The sequence below is a fragment of the Streptomyces sp. NBC_01235 genome, from assembly GCF_035989285.1.
Taxonomy (GTDB): Bacteria; Actinomycetota; Actinomycetes; order Streptomycetales; family Streptomycetaceae; genus Streptomyces.
Genome location: NZ_CP108513.1, coordinates 9,025,501 through 9,040,858 on the forward strand (window position 1 = coordinate 9,025,501; position 15,358 = coordinate 9,040,858).

The window sequence follows — 15,358 nt, forward strand, 5'->3', positions numbered from 1 at the left end:
AGTGGGCGTCCCTCCGTCGCCGCGCCGAACGTGCCGGTCGCTGGGTCGGGCGGCCGTCAGTGCACCAGGTCGCTCGGGTCGGTCTTGGCGCCGCAGAGTACGACGACGGCCCTTTCGCCGGGGCCGGCCGGTAGGCGGCCTCGGAGGCCGTGAGGGCGGCGAGGCGGACGTCGGCGCCGTACGCGCGCAGCTTGGCCACCTTCACCGCGGGCGCCGAGGTGGGCACGAAGACCGTCGCGCCGACGCCCTGCTGCCACGCGGCTCATGCACAGGCGAGCCCGGCGTTGCCGCCCGAGGCGATGGCCACGCCCGCGTCGGGGAGAGTGCCCGCGTCGCGGTGGGCCTGGAGGAAGCTCTGCGCGCCGCGGGCCCTGAAGGAGCCGGTGTGCTGCATGGACTCCAACGCCAGCCACAGATCGCACGTGCCGGAGCGCTCCCGGCGTCGGCCGGAGCGAGGGTGACGGGACGGACGCGGCCGGTGATCCGTCCGGCGGCGGCCATGATGTCCCCGTAGGTGAACTGGTGGATGTCAATTTGCGCATCGTCAGCCGGTTCACGGGTGACACCGGAGGGCGTCACCCGTGACGGGCTGCGAAGCGGTGGACGGCGGCCGGTGCCGGATCAGCCGTCGATGCGGTGGGTGGTCCAGAACGACGTCAGGTCCGTGGTCGTGGCGGCCTGGGCCGCCGCCTTGAACTCGGCCGTGGTCGAGACGCCGTACCAGTGCGAAGTGGCGTAGTCCTTCAGCAGGTTGGCCATGGCGGTGTCGCCGATGAGCCGTCGCAGGTCGTGCAGGGCGCACTTGCCGTAGCCGTAGACGACGGTGGAGTACCGGGAGGAGTGCGCGTCCCAGTAGGCCATCGAGTTGGTGATCTTCTCCGCCGACGAGGCCCACGAGACGCTGCTCCAGCAGCCGCTGCCGGTCTTGCCCAGCGCCAGGTCGGTGGAGTAGTCGGTGAACGACTCGTCCAGCCAGGGGCTGTTGTACTCGTCGTCGCCGACGATGCCGTACCACCACTGGTGGCCGATCTCATGGGTCAGCGCCGTGGTGCTCACCAGGTCGAGGACGAACCCGGGGTACTCCATGCCGCCGAACCAGAAGTTGTTGTCGATGACGGCGTCCAGCTCGCCGTACGGGTAGGCGCCGAAGCGGGCGGCGTGCGCGTCCACGGCGGACTTGGCGGTGGTGAGCATCGACTGGGCGTTGGCCGAGCTGATGCCGGAGACGGAGTAGACGTTGATCGGGGTCCCGGCGGTCGAGGTGCCGGAGATCTTGCTGAACGGGCCCGCCGCCCACGCGAAGTCACGCACCTTGGAAGCGGTTGCCGTGGTGACGGTGCGTCCGCTGGAGCCGGCGGCGTCGACCGAGGCGCCGGTGGCCGGCACCAGCAGGGTGGTCGGGTGGTCGAGAGTCACCCTGAAGTCGGCGGCCAGGGAGTAGAACGACTCGCCGTTGTTCGTGTACGGGTCCAGGTGCCAGCCCGCGCCGTCCTTCACCGCCAGCACGGGCAGCGCGTTGCCGACGAAGCTGAACGCCCCGTCGTAGCCGAACCGGTCGGCGCCGCTGGGCACGGTGATGCCCAGGTCGAAGCCGATCGTGGCGCTCTGGCCCTGGGCGAGGGGCGTGGCGAGGGTGATCTGGAGGGCCGTGCAGCCCACCGAGAGGGCGCCCGCGGTGCCGCCGGTGACGTTGCTGACCGCGATCGGCATCGACGTGCAGGTGCCGTGGTAGTTGTCCCACAGCCGCAGGTACACCTCGCTCAGCGCGGTGGCGGAGGCGTTGGTGAAGGTCGCGCTCTCGTGACCGGTCCAGACCGTGCCGGCCGTGTTGCTGGTGAGACTGACGGTGTACGAGGGTGCGGCCGGGGTGCGCGTGGAGTCGGCAGGCGGTGCGGTGTCGCCGGAGGTGTTGAGCGCGATGTCGTCGAGGACGAAGCTCGACTGGAGGCTGGAGTCCTCGGTTCCGGTGAAGGCGAGGCTCACGGTCTGGCCCGCGAAGGCCGACACGTCGAACGACTTCTGGACGTAGCCGGTGTTCTTGTCGAGGTTCGAGTACGTGGCCAGCGTCGTCGTGCCGATCTTGGCCGTCAGCTTGTCGTACGCGGTGGACGAGGTCGTCTCGGCCGTGTCGATGTGCAGCCAGAAGGTGAGGGTGGCGGTGGCGCACCCGGACGGGATGGTGACGCTCTGCGAGAGCGTGTCCGTGTGCGTGCTGCCGACTCCGTCCAGCCAGGCGAAGGCGGTGCCGCCGTGCGCGGACTGACCGGTGCGGCTGGTGATCACACCGGTCGAGGACTGGGTCCACGCCGAGGTGCCGCTCTCGAAGTCGCCGCCCGCGACCACCTGGGCCGGGGTACAGGCGGCTGCCGCCGAGGCGGCCCCCTGCGGTGCGGCGTCGACCGAGGCGGTACTCCGCGGTGCCTGCGGTGCCTGCGGTGCGGCTGCCACGGGTGTGGCGGGGAGCGAGACGGCGGCCAGCGCGGCGAGGACGAGTGCGCTCGCGGCGAGGGCCTTGCGGGGGGTGGGTCTCACACGTGGCTCCTTTGCGGCGGCCGGGTTTCCGGCCTGCTCGGTGGCTGTCCCTGACGGCGTGGGTGTGCCGGAGGGCGGTCCGCGACGGCTGCCGGAAGCCTGACAGATTTGACGCGGGCATGCCATCAGGGATTGGCAAAGGCGCCACACAGCTACCGGACGAAACGCCCCCGCTCAAAGACCTGCCGTGGCCCGGAGCCGACCCCGCACCCGGGACCGCTCCGCCCGCGCCCCGGAGCCCGTCTTGCCGCAGCCCCGGACCGGCCCCGCCCGCAGCCCGCCCGGCCCGCAGCCCCGGACGGTCCCGCCCGCGCCCTGGAACTCGCCCCGCCCGTGGCCCGGAAACCGTCCTTCACTACCCCGGACTGCCCGGCCCGCAGCCCGGAACCTGTCCGGTCCGCTGCCCGGCTCGCTGCCCGGAACCTGTCCGGCCCGCAGCCCGGCTCGCTGCCCGGAACCTGTCCGGCCCGCAGCCCGGAACCTGCCGGCCTGGAACCCGGAATCTGGCCTGCCCGCACCCCCCGACCGCCCCGCCCACAGTCGGGAAGCACGCTCGCTCGGGCCCGGATCCTTCCCGCCCGGCAGCCCGGACCGCCCCGTCCACATCCCACAAGCCCCCCTGCCCGCACCCCGCTCACAGCCCGGAAACCCGCCCGCACAGGCCCCGGAACCCTTCCCGTCCGCCACCCCGGACCGACCCCGCACGCAACCCCGGTAGCCTGCTCTTCTGCGGGCCGGTGGCGGCCCGCTCACACCCGCCCGCCCTCCGGTGTGCGCCGGGCTTAACTCCCGGCGGCCGGTCCGGGAGACACCTGCGTAATGCACGGTTCGTACCGTCGCAGAGGCTTGCAGAGGCTCTCACCAGGCCGATCGTCAGAGGGAAAGGGGCGCCCGTGGCCGCGTTGGACCCGCGGACCGACAGCGCGACGGACACGAAGGTGCGCACGGTCTGCTCGTACTGCGGTGTCGGCTGCGGCATGGTCCTCGACATCGGCCGCGGACCGGACGGCCGCCGCACGGTCCTGAAGGCGTCCGGCGACAAGGAGCACCCCGCGAATCTCGGCCGGCTGTGCACCAAGGGCGCGACCACCGCCGACCTGCTCGCCGCACCCGGCCGGCTGACCACCGCCCTCGTCCGCTCGGACCGTGGCGAGGAACCGGAACCCGCCCCGGTGGACGCGGCCGTCGCCGAGACGGCACGGCGGCTGCGGGCGATCGTCGACGAGCACGGCCCCGACGCGGTCGCCCTCTACGTGTCCGGCCAGATGAGCCTCGAAGCGCAGTACCTGGCCAACAAATTGGTAAAGGGTTACCTCCGCACCAACCAGATCGAGTCGAACTCCCGGCTGTGCATGGCAAGCGCCGGAACCGGTTACAAGCTGTCTCTGGGCGCCGACGGCCCACCCGGCTCCTACGAGGACCTCGACAAGGCGGACGTCTTCCTCGTCATCGGCTCCAACATGGCCGACTGCCACCCGATCCTGTTCCTGCGGATGATGGACCGGGTGAAAGCGGGTGCGAAACTGATCGTCGTCGACCCACGCCGCACCGCCACCGCAGCGAAGGCCGACCTGTTCCTCCAGGTCAGGCCGGGTACCGACCTCGCGCTCCTCAACGGCCTGCTCCACCTCCTGCACGAGAACGGCCACACCGACCCCGCCTTCGTCGCCGCGTACACCGAGGGCTGGGAGGCGATGCCGGAGTTCCTCGCCGACTACCCGCCCGCGACCGTCGCGGAGATCACCGGCATCCCCGAGACCGACCTCCGTGAGGCCGCTCGGCTGATCGGGGAGGCGGGGGAGTGGACCAGCTGCTGGACCATGGGCCTCAACCAGTCCACGCACGGCACCTGGAACACCAACGCGCTCATCAACCTCCACCTCGCCACCGGCGCGATCTGCCGCCCGGGCAGCGGGCCCTTCTCCCTCACCGGCCAGCCCAACGCCATGGGCGGCCGGGAAATGGGTTACATGGGTCCGGGGCTCCCCGGCCAGCGCTCCGTCCTCGTCGACGCCGACCGCGCCTTCGTCGAGGAGCTGTGGGGGCTTCAGCCGGGCACGATCCGGGCCGACGGCGTCGGCAAGGGCACCGTCGAGATGTTCCGGAAGATGGCCGACGGCGAGATCAAGGCCTGCTGGATCATCTGCACCAACCCGGTCGCCTCCGTCGCCAACCGCAGGACGGTCATCGAGGGACTGGAGGCCGCCGAGTTCGTCGTCGCCCAGGACGTCTTCGCCGACACCGAGACCAACGCGTACGCCGACGTCGTCCTGCCCGGCGCGCTGTGGACCGAGACCGAGGGCGTCCTCATCAACAGCGAGCGCAACCTCACCCTCGCGCGGCCCGCCGCCGACCCGCCCGGCGAGGCCATGGCCGACTGGCGGCTCATCGCGGCCGTCGCCCGCGCGATGGGTTACGAGAGCGGTTTCGCCTACGACAGCGCCGAGCAGATCTTCGAGGAGATCAAGCGCGCCCACAACCCGGCAACCGGTTACGACCTGCGCGGAGTGACGTACGACCGACTGCGCGCCACCCCCGTGCAGTGGCCCGCCGCCACCGCCGACGGTCCGGACCGCAATCCGATCCGGTACGTGAACGACGACGGCTCGCTCACCTTTCCCACGGCTTCCGGCCGTGCCGTCTTCCACCCGCGTCCGCATGTCCCGCCCGCCGAGATGCCGGACGACGACTACCCGTTCGTCCTGAACACCGGCCGTCTCCAGCACCAGTGGCACACCCTGACGAAGACCGCGAAGGTGGCCAAGCTCAACAAGCTCAACCCGGGGCCGTTCGTCGAGGTGCACCCCGAGGACGCGGCGGCGCTCGGCATGGTGGACGGCGACTCCGTCGAGGTCGCCTCGCGGCGGGGAAGGGCCGTGCTGCCGGCCGTCGTCACCGACCGCGTCCTGCCCGGCTCCTGTTTCGCGCCGTTCCACTGGAACGATCTGTTCGGCGAGTACCTCAGCGTCAACGCGGTCACCAGCGACGCCGTCGACCCGCTCTCCTTCCAGCCCGAGCTGAAGGTGTGCGCGGTCTCGCTGACGAAGGTGTCGACACCGGTGACCGTGCAGCCGCCGGCCATGGACGCCCCGGCCACGGGGACGCCGGTCATGAACGGACCGGTCACGGAATCGCCGGTCATGGCGGCGCCCGTGCCCGTCCTCGTGCCGACCGCGGTCCAGCCCTCCGCGGCCGCCGTCTTCGGTCTGGACCCCGCCCCGCCGCCGGTCCTGACCGAGCGTGAACGGCAATACCTGGTCGGTTTCCTCGCCGGCATACCGGCCGGAGCCCCCGGCGTCCCCGTGCTGCCGCCCGACGCCCCCTTCAGTCCCGAGCACGCCCTGTGGGTCAACGGCACCCTCGCCGGCATGTACTCCCGCACCGCCGCCGCACCCCAGGAGTCCCCGGCACCCCAGGAGTCCCCGGCACGCCGGGTGGTGATCCTGTGGGCCTCGCAGACCGGCAACGCCGAGGACTTCGCCGCCGCCACCGCCGCCCGGCTCACCGCGGGCGGTCACCCGGCCTCCCTCGTCGCCATGGACGAGGCAGACCCCACCGCCCTGCCCTCCGACGCGGACCTGCTGCTGATCACCAGCACCTTCGGCGACGGTGACGCCCCCGACAACGGCGCCGGCTTCTGGGACGGCCTCGCCGCGCTGGACACCGGCCGCCTCGAAGGCCGTCGCTACGCCGTCCTCGCCTTCGGGGACTCCGCGTACGACGACTTCTGCGGACACGGCCGGCGCCTGGATCACCGGATGGACGAGCTCGGCGCGGTCCGGCTCGCCCCGCGCACCGACTGCGAACCGGACTACGAGACGGAGGCGGAGGCCTGGCTCGACCAGGTGGTCACCGCCTTGAAGGAGGCCACGGAGCTCGTGCCCGCGGCCCCCGACGTGACCCCCGCCTCTGCCCCGGCCCCGGCCGTCGGCCCTGCCGGGACGCCCGCGGTCACCGTCACCGTCACGAGGGCCGAGCCCGCCGCACCCGCCCGCTCCAAGCGTCCCGTCCCCGTCACCGCCCGCCTCACCGGCAACCGGCTGCTGAGCCTGCCGGGTTCCGGCAAGGAGGTCCGGCGCTTCACCTTCGACACCCGCGACAGCGAGACCCCGCTCGTCTACGAGGCCGGGGACGCCCTCGGCGTGCGCCCCCTCAACGCCCCGGAGCTGGTGGCGGAGTGGTTGACCGTCACCGGCCTCGACGCGCACGCGCCCGTTGTCGTCAACGGTTTCGGTGAGGTTGCCCTCGGCGAGGCCCTGCTGCGCCACCTCGACATCACCCGGGTCACCCCCGCCCTGCTCCGCTTCGCCGCCGACCGCACCCGCGACCCGCGCGAGCTGCGCAAACTGCTGCGCCCCGACAACAAGGACGAGCTGGCGAAGTGGTCCTGGGGTCGCCAAGCTGTCGACGTGGCAGCCGAGTCGGGCCTCCGCGCCGACGCCCAGGAATGGGTCGAGGTGCTCGGACGGCTGCAACCGCGCCTGTACTCCATCTCGTCCAGCCCGCTGACCGACCCCCACCTCGTCTCGCTCACCGTCTCCGTCGTGCGGTACGAGAACCTGGCCGGCCGCCCCCGCCAGGGCGTGTGCTCGCCCTTCCTCGCCGACGCCGAATCCGGCACCGAGGTCCCGGTCCATGTGCAGCGCTCCCCGCACTTCCGCCCGCCCGCCGACCCGGCGACCCCGATGGTGATGGTCGGCCCCGGAACGGGTGTGGCACCGTTCGTCGGGTTCCTCCAGGAGCGCCGGGCGCGCGGGCACCGGGCGCCCAACTGGCTGTTCTTCGGCGAGCAGCACCGGGCGACGGACTTCTACTACGAGGAGGAGCTGACCGCCCTGCGGGCCGACGGCACCCTCGCCCGCCTGGACACCGCCTTCTCCCGCGACCAGCGCGCCAAGGTCTACGTCCAGGACCGGATCCGGGAGCACGGCTCCCACCTGTGGTCCTGGCTCCAGGACGGCGCCCACTTCTATGTCTGCGGCGACGCCTCCCGCATGGCCAAGGACGTCGACCGGGCCCTGCGCGACGTCGCCGTCGTCCACGGCGGCATGAGCGAGGAGGCGGCGGTGGCCCATGTGAAGCAACTCGCCTCCGACAAGCGGTACGTGCGGGACGTCTACTGACGGGAGTCACCCGTCGGGCCCGTGTGAGCGATGGGTACCAAGTGGCGTTGCGCCGAAGAGAGTTGATATTCAGCCATCGCCGCCAATCCATGTTCGTTTTTCCAACAGGATTGGACAGATCTGACCCACCCTCCGTCCGTGCAAAGCCGCACGGTCGCCCCGAGGAAGGTCGTGGTCATGTCGCACCCGCATGTGTCGCCCATGGACCGGCCGGACCGCCCCCAGCGGGTGGAGCCGGACCACCTCCGGCGGACGGTCGTCAGCCGTCGTCGTCTGCTCGAAGGGTCGGCCGCCGTCCTCGGCGCGCTCGCCCTGTCCGCACCGTCCACCGCGCAGCGAGCCGTCGCGGCGGACGGTACGCCGGAATGGAACGGCTCCATCGACGTCTTCCGGCTCGGCACCGAAGCCCCGCACACCACCCTCATGCCGTACGCGGACCTCGGCCAGGCCCTCGCCGCCGACCGCACCCGCTCCCCGTACCGGCTGAGCCTCGACGGCACCTGGAAGTTCGCCCACGCCGAGCGCCCCGACGACCGCGACGCCGACTTCCACCGCACCGACCTCGACGACAGCGGCTGGGACACCATCCCCGTCCCCTCCGCCTGGCAGTTGCACGGCTACGACCGCCCGATCTACGTCAACAGCGACTACCCGTGGTGGGGCCCCAACGGCCTGGGCGAGGAGGCGCAGCCGCCGGCCGCCCCCACCCGCTACAACCCCGTGGGCCAGTACCGTCGCACCTTCACGGTCCCGCGCGGCTGGGCGGGACGGCGGACGTTCCTGCACTTCGAGGGGGTCAAGTCCGCCCACTACGTATGGATCAACGGGGAGTTGGTCGGTTACCACGAGGATTCCTACGACCCCGCCGAGTACGACATCACCCCGCACCTCAAGCCGGGCACCAACCAGATCGCCGTGGAGGTCTACCGCTACTCGGACGGCGACTGGCTGGAGGACCAGGACATGATCCGGCTGAGCGGCATCTTCCGCTCGGTCCACCTGTACTCCACGCCGGCCGTGCACCTGCGCGACTTCAGGCTGGACACCCCGCTGAGCGACGACTACAAGCGGGCCGAACTGTCGGTCACCGCGAGCGTGCGGGACTACGGCGGACAGGGCGCGGGCCGGTACTCCGTCGAGACCCAGCTGTACGACGCGAACGGGCATCCGGTGTGGTCCAGACCGCTCCAGCAGGCCGTCGCGCTCGGCTCCGGTCAGGAGAAGACCGTGCAGGCGGCGAAAGCGGTGCCGACTCCGCGTCTGTGGTCGGCCGAACACCCGAACCTCTACACCGCCGTGCTCCGTCTGCGCGACCCGGCGGGAAAGGTGATCGAAACCGTTTCGCACCGGGTCGGCCTGCGCGAGTTCGCGCTCAGGGACGGGCTGATGCGCATCAACGGCAAGCCGGTTTCCCTCCGGGGCACCAACCGGCACGAGATGCACCCGACGCGCGGCTCGGCCCTCACCCGCGCGGACCTGGTCCAGGACATCGGGATCATCAAGCGGCTGAACATCAACACCGTCCGCACCTCGCACTACCCCAACAACCCGCTCTGGCTGGAACTCGCCGACGAGTACGGCCTGTACATCGTGGACGAGACCAACCTCGAGACCCATGGCATCCGCAGCGAGTACCCCGGCAACCACGCCGAGTGGACCAAGGCGTGCGTGGCCCGCGCCCAGAGCATGGTCCACCGCGACAAGAACCACGCCTCGGTCGTCATCTGGTCCCTCGGCAACGAGGCCGGCGGCGGCAGCACGTTCACCGCCATGCACGACTGGATCCGTTCCTACGACACCACCCGTGTCATCCAGTACGAGGGCGACGACCGCCCCGGGATCAGCGACATCCGCTCCGAGATGTACGACAGTCCCGCCCGCGTCGAGGCGCGGGCGAAGGACACCGCCGACACCCGGCCGTACGTGATGATCGAGTACTCCCACGCGATGGGCAACTCCAGCGGAAACTTCAAGAAGTACTGGGACCTCGTGCGTCGCCACGACGTGCTGCAGGGCGGCTGGATCTGGGACTTCGTCGACCAGGCCCTCGACTGGCCCACCCCCACCCGCAAGCTGTTCACCGAGGCCGGGCCCGCCGGGCTGCGCGGCGAGCTCATCGCCCCCGGCGGCACCTTCACCCGTGACCAGGGTGTCTTCGGCGGAACCGTCTTCGCCCGCGACGCGCGCCTCGACCTCACGGGCTCCCTCACGCTGGAAGCCTGGGTCACCCCGCACGTGACCGGCTACCACCAGCCCATCCTCGCCAAGGGCGACACCCAGTACGCCCTGAAACAGACGAACAGGACCCTGGAGTTCTTCGTCTACGGCAGCGGTCAGTGGATCACCGCGAGCTGGGCGCTGCCGGACGACTGGACCGGCGCCGAACACCATGTGGCGGGCGTCTTCGACGCGGCGGCGGGCACCCTGACCCTTCATGTCGACGGTACGGTCCGGGCCACCCGGACCACCACGGTGCGCCCCGCCGTCAACACCGCGCCGCTGTCCCTGGCCACCGACGTCGACAACCCGACCCGGGAGTTCAGCGGCACCGTCCGCCGGGCCCGGGTGTACGCCCGGGCGCTGAGCGCCGCCGAACTGGCCTCCGCCGGCCGTGGTCCCGGCGACGACGGCGTACGGTTCTGGTTCGACGCCGCCACCGTCGGTCTCACCGAGAAACGGCCCCGCGAGAAGTCGTTCCGCGCCTACGGCGGTGACTGGGGCGACAACCCCAACGACGGGGCCTTCTGCGGCAACGGCATCGTCACCGCCGACCGCGGACTCACCGGCAAGTCCGCGGAGGTCAAGCGGATCTACCAGGCCGTCGACGCCGTACCGGCCTTGGGCGAACGGCTCGCTCCCGGAGCGTCGGTCACCCTCACCAACGAGTACCTCTTCACCAACCTCCGTGAATTCGACGGACGTTGGGAGCTCATCGGCGACGGCAGAGTGCTGCAACGCGGAAAGCTGAGCCGTGCGCAGCTGGACGTGGCTCCGCTGTCGAGCAAAAACATCACCGTGCCCTTCAAGGCGCCGGGCGACCCGGCGCCGGGCGCGGAGTACTTCCTGCGCCTGTCGTTCACCACCCGGGAGACGACGAAGTGGGCGAAGTCCGGCTTCGAGGTGGCCAGGCAGCAACTCGTCGTCGACGTCGGCAGCCCCGCCGTCACGCCCGTGTCCCTGGACGGCGTCCCCGCGCTCAGCCATGAGGACGGCGACGGGTCGGTCACCGTCACGGGCCGGGACTTCTCCGTCACCGTCGACAAGAAGACCGGCGTCATCACCTCCTACCAGGCCGACGGCGCCCCACTGATCACCTCCGGGCCGGCCCCGAACTTCTGGCGTGCCCCCACCGACAACGACCGGGGCAACGGCCAGCACACCCGCAACCAGACCTGGCGCGACGCCGGCGCCCGACGCAAGGTGACCGACGTGAAGGTGCGGGCGCTGCGCGACCGGGCCGTCGAGATCAAGGTCGCCGGCACCCTGCCCACGACGACGGAATCGACGTACACCACCACCTACACCGTTTTCGGAAACGGTGAGATCAGGGTCGACAACACCCTGCACCCGGGCGCGGCCTCACTGCCCTACATCCCCGAGGTCGGCACGCTGCTGTTCCTGCCCGCCCGCCTGGAGAAACTGCACTACTACGGCCGCGGCCCGGAGGAGAACCACTGGGACCGCAACGACGCAACCGACGTCGGCCTGTACTCCGGCACCGTCACCGGGCAGTGGACCTCCTACCTGCGGCCGCAGGAGAACGGCAACAGGACCGACGTCCGCTGGGTCGCCCTCACCGATGGCGACGGCAACGGCCTGCTGGTCTGCGGTGAGCCTCTCCTGGAGGTCAACGCCTCGCACTTCACGCCCGAGGACCTGTCCGTCGGGGCCCGCCACGACTACCAGCTCACGCCCCGCAAGGAGGTCGTACTCCGCCTGAACCACCGGCAGATGGGCATCGGCGGCGACAACAGCTGGGGCGCCCACACCCACGACGAGTACAAGCTGTTCGCCGACCGCGACTACACGTACACCTACCGACTGCGGCCGTTGACCGACGTCGACGAGGCGACGGCCGCCTCGCGCAGGCCCACCGCGGGGGAGTAGACCCGGTCCGTCGGTGCCGTCTCCCGCCCGTGTGACCCCCTCCACACCGGATGATCTCTGTGGCGGCGGGCGGGGAAGAGCGGAACAATTCCCACGGAACGGGAAACGGTATCGACGGAAGAGGAACCCCCATGCCCGAGCAGGACGAACGCTTCGACGTCGTGGTCCTCGGCGCCGGTCCCGGCGGCTACGTCGCCGCGGTCCGGGCCGCCCAGCTGGGCAAGCGCGTCGCGGTGGTGGAGGAGAAGTACTGGGGCGGCGTCTGTCTCAACGTGGGCTGCATCCCCACCAAGGCGCTCCTGCGCAACGCCGAACTCGCCCACATCTTCACGCGCGAGGCGAAGACCTTCGGTATCAGGGTCGACGGGCAGGTCTCCTTCGACTACGGCGAGGCCTACCGCCGCAGTCGCAAGGTCGCCGACGGCCGGGTCAAGGGTGTCCACTACCTGATGAAGAAGAACAAGATCACCGAATTCGACGGCCGGGGCGCATTCGTCGACGACCACACCCTCCGGGTAACCGGTTATGACGGCGAGATCCGCACCATCGGCTTCGACCACTGCATCATCGCCACCGGCGCCACCCCCAAGCTGCTCCCCGGCACGAAGCGCAGCGCGCGCGTGGTGACGTACGAGGAGCAGATCCTCGCCGAGGACCTTCCGCAGTCGATCGTCATCGCGGGCGCAGGCGCCATCGGTATCGAGTTCGCCTACGTGCTGCACAACTACGGTGTGAAGGTCACGATCGTCGAGTTCCTGGACCGGGTCGCACCCCTGGAGGACGTCGAGGTCTCCGCCGAACTGGCCAAGCAGTACCGGAAGTTGGGCATCGACGTGCTCACCTCGACCCGCGTGGAGTCGATCGACGAGTCCGGCCCGCAGGCGCTTGTCACCGTCACCGGCAAGGACGGCGCCCAGCAGGTCCTGGAGGCCGACAAGGTCCTGCAGGCGATCGGCTTCGCGCCGAACGTCACCGGTTACGGCCTGGAGAACACGGGCGTAACGGTTACCGAGCGCGGCGCGATCGACGTCGACGGCCGCTGCCGCACCTCGGTCCCGCACATCTACGCCATCGGCGACGTCACCGCGAAACTGATGCTCGCGCACACGGCCGAGGCGATGGGTGTCATCGCCGCCGAGACCCTCGCCGACGCGGAGACCATGGAGCTGGACTACGCGATGATCCCGCGGGCCACCTACTGCCAGCCCCAGATCGCCAGCTTCGGCTACACCGAGGCCCAGGCCCGCGAGCTCGGCTACGACGTCAAGGTGGCGAAGTTCCCGTTCACCGCGAACGGCAAGTCGCACGGCCTCGGCGACACCACAGGCTTCGTGAAACTGATCAGCGACGCCAAGTACGGCGAGCTCATCGGCGGTCACCTCATCGGCCCCGACGTCACCGAGCTCCTGCCCGAACTCACCCTGGCCCAGCAGTGGGACCTCACGGTCCACGAGGTCGCCCGCAACGTCCACGCCCACCCGACCCTGGGCGAGGCCGTCAAGGAGGCCGTGCACGGACTGGCCGGCCACATGATCAACATGTAGCTCCCGCGCACCGCACCCGGCGGGGCCGTTCACCCGAACGGTCCCGCCGCGCTCGCCGCCGCCGTACGGCCGGGATGTGCTGGCATCCACCGGACCGAACCCGGACCCGATCCGGACCCCACCGGGAACGGGCCGGACCGGACCGACGGCGAGGGAGCCCGCCATGCCGGACAGCAGTGCCCCGGGCGGCGGCGCTCGGGACAACGGTGCGCCCGGCAAGGACGTCTCTGGCAGCGGTGCCCCCGGCAACGACGTCTCTGGCAGCGGTGCGCCCGGCAACGACGTCCCTCCTCGCAGCGGTGCGTCCGCCGACGCGGAACTGGAGGCACTCAGGGCGCGCATCGCGGCACTGGAGGCGGAGCGCACCCGCCGACCCACGCACCACCGGGTCCGCTCGCTCGTCGCGGTCGTCCTCATCGTCCTCGGCTGCGTCCTGGCCCCGCTGGGGGTGGTCGCCGCCTGGACGGCCGACATCGTGGGCGACTCGGATCGCTATGTCGACACCGTCCGCCCTCTCGCCTCCGACCGGGACGTGCAGAACGCGGCCGCGAACCGTGTCACCAAGGCCGTGATGGACCACCTCGACCTCAACGCGCTGCTCCAGGACGTGGTCCCGGCACAGCGTCCGCTGGTCCAGAAGGCGTTGGGCAGGCTCGGCGGTTCCATCGAGGGCGCCGTCCGCAGTTTCGTGCTCGACAAGACGCAGGCCGTCATCGCCTCCGACGCCTTCGAACGGATCTGGGCCGACGCCAACCGTCGCGTCCACAGCACCGTGAACAAGGCCCTCACCGGCAGGGGCGGCGGCGCCGTGAAGATCGAGAACGACACGGTGACCGTGGACCTCGCCCCGGTCGTCGACGAGGTCAAACAACGGCTGGTCGACTCCGGCATGACGGTCGCGAGGAAGATCCCCGAGGTCCACACCGACTTCACGGTCGTCAGGTCCGACGACATCGGGAAGGTCAGGACCTACTTCCGCCTGCTGCAACTGGCCGGTCTGTGGCTGCCGGTCGTCTCCGTCCTGCTGGTGGCGTCGGGCGTCCTGCTCTCCACCCACCGCCGACGCGTCCTCATCGTTTCCGCGCTCTGTTTCGCCTTCGCCACCCTCCTGCTGGGCGTCGCGCTCACCGTTTTCCGGGTCGTTTACCTGGACGCCCTCCCGTCCGGCATCTCCCAGCCGGCAGCCGAATCGGTCTACGACACGCTCACACGTTTCCTGCGGACCTCCGTGCGGGAGGTCGTCGCCGTCGGGGTGGTGCTCGCCCTCGCCGCCTGGCTGACCGGGCCGGGCCGCCGGGCCGCCCTCGTCCGACGACTGTGGCACTCGGGCATCGGTGCCGTACGCACGACCGCCGACCACGCGGGACTGCACACCGGTCCCGTCGGCCCGTTCGTGAACCGGTTCCACGACTGGATCACCTGGATCCTGGCAGGGTCGGCCGTCCTGGCCTATCTGCTGTGGCCGTACCCGACCGGCTGGGTCGTGATCGGCCTCGCCCTCACCCTGCTCTTCGCGCTGGGCGTCGTCGACTTCCTCGCGATCCGGCCCCGCCGAAAGGACAGCCCCGCATGAGCTCGCACTCTCCCACCGGCGACCCGCACGGCGAGATCGGCACCGCCTGGTCCACTCCCCGCGGCGGACCGCGCCGGTCCACCCCGCCCGACAGCCGGGTCGGCGGCGTCGTCTTCGCCGGCGTCCTTATCCTGTGCGGCGGCGTGCTCGCCGTCCTCCAGGGCATCGCCGCCATCGCCGAGGACGACGTCTACGCCCGCGTCGGCACGTACGTCTACGCACTCAGCCTCACCGGCTGGGGCTGGATCCACCTCGTCCTAGGTCTTGCCGCGGCCGTGACCGGCGCGGCCCTCCTCAAGAACGCCGGCTGGGCCCGCTTCACGGGCATCTTCCTCGCCGCGCTGAGCATGGTCGCCCAGTTCCTGTTCCTGCCGTACGAGCCGCTCTGGTCGATCACCGTCATGGCGATCGACGTGTTGGTGATCCGGTCGCTGGTGTCGTCACGGGAGAAGGCGGGGTAGCGGCAGGGACGGCGACCG

The 15,358-nt window shown here is 70.9% G+C and carries 6 protein-coding genes and 1 pseudogene; 5 read left to right on the forward strand and 2 right to left on the reverse strand.

Annotated elements, in window-relative coordinates:
* Nucleotides 1–136 precede the first annotated feature (136 nt).
* Together OG289_RS40550 and OG289_RS40555 are read right to left on the reverse strand one after the other, a co-directional pair.
* Nucleotides 137–528 (reverse strand): annotated as a pseudogene (locus tag OG289_RS40550) (pyridoxal-phosphate dependent enzyme); the annotation flags it as partial.
* Between the two features lie 93 nt (nucleotides 529–621).
* Nucleotides 622–2,532, reverse strand: a complete 1,911-nt coding sequence (locus OG289_RS40555) for a M1 family metallopeptidase (protein WP_327318987.1) — start codon at nucleotides 2,530–2,532, stop codon at nucleotides 622–624.
* A 977-nt stretch (nucleotides 2,533–3,509) separates the two neighbouring features.
* On the opposite strand from OG289_RS40555, the gene OG289_RS40560 reads away from it, so the two are divergent.
* From OG289_RS40560 to OG289_RS40580, 5 genes are all read left to right on the forward strand, one after another.
* Nucleotides 3,510–7,655, forward strand: coding sequence for a molybdopterin-dependent oxidoreductase (locus tag OG289_RS40560; protein ID WP_442819122.1), 4,146 nt, complete (start codon nucleotides 3,510–3,512; stop codon nucleotides 7,653–7,655).
* Nucleotides 7,656–7,832: 177 nt separating this feature from the next.
* Nucleotides 7,833–11,762: a glycoside hydrolase family 2 TIM barrel-domain containing protein gene (locus OG289_RS40565; RefSeq protein ID WP_327318989.1), complete on the forward strand. Its 3,930-nt coding sequence runs from the start codon at nucleotides 7,833–7,835 to the stop codon at nucleotides 11,760–11,762.
* 131 nt (nucleotides 11,763–11,893) lie between these two features.
* Nucleotides 11,894–13,306, forward strand: coding sequence for a dihydrolipoyl dehydrogenase (lpdA, locus tag OG289_RS40570; protein WP_327318990.1), 1,413 nt, complete (start codon nucleotides 11,894–11,896; stop codon nucleotides 13,304–13,306).
* Between the two features lie 163 nt (nucleotides 13,307–13,469).
* Nucleotides 13,470–14,879 carry a hypothetical protein gene (locus tag OG289_RS40575; protein WP_327318991.1) on the forward strand — a complete coding sequence of 470 codons (1,410 nt, stop codon included), beginning with the start codon at nucleotides 13,470–13,472 and terminating at the stop codon, nucleotides 14,877–14,879.
* Entirely contained in the window at nucleotides 14,876–15,340 is a 465-nt protein-coding gene (locus OG289_RS40580; RefSeq protein WP_327318992.1) for a DUF7144 family membrane protein, read from the forward strand. The genes OG289_RS40575 and OG289_RS40580 overlap by 4 nt, the downstream gene beginning before the upstream one ends.
* Nucleotides 15,341–15,358: the final 18 nt, after the last annotated feature.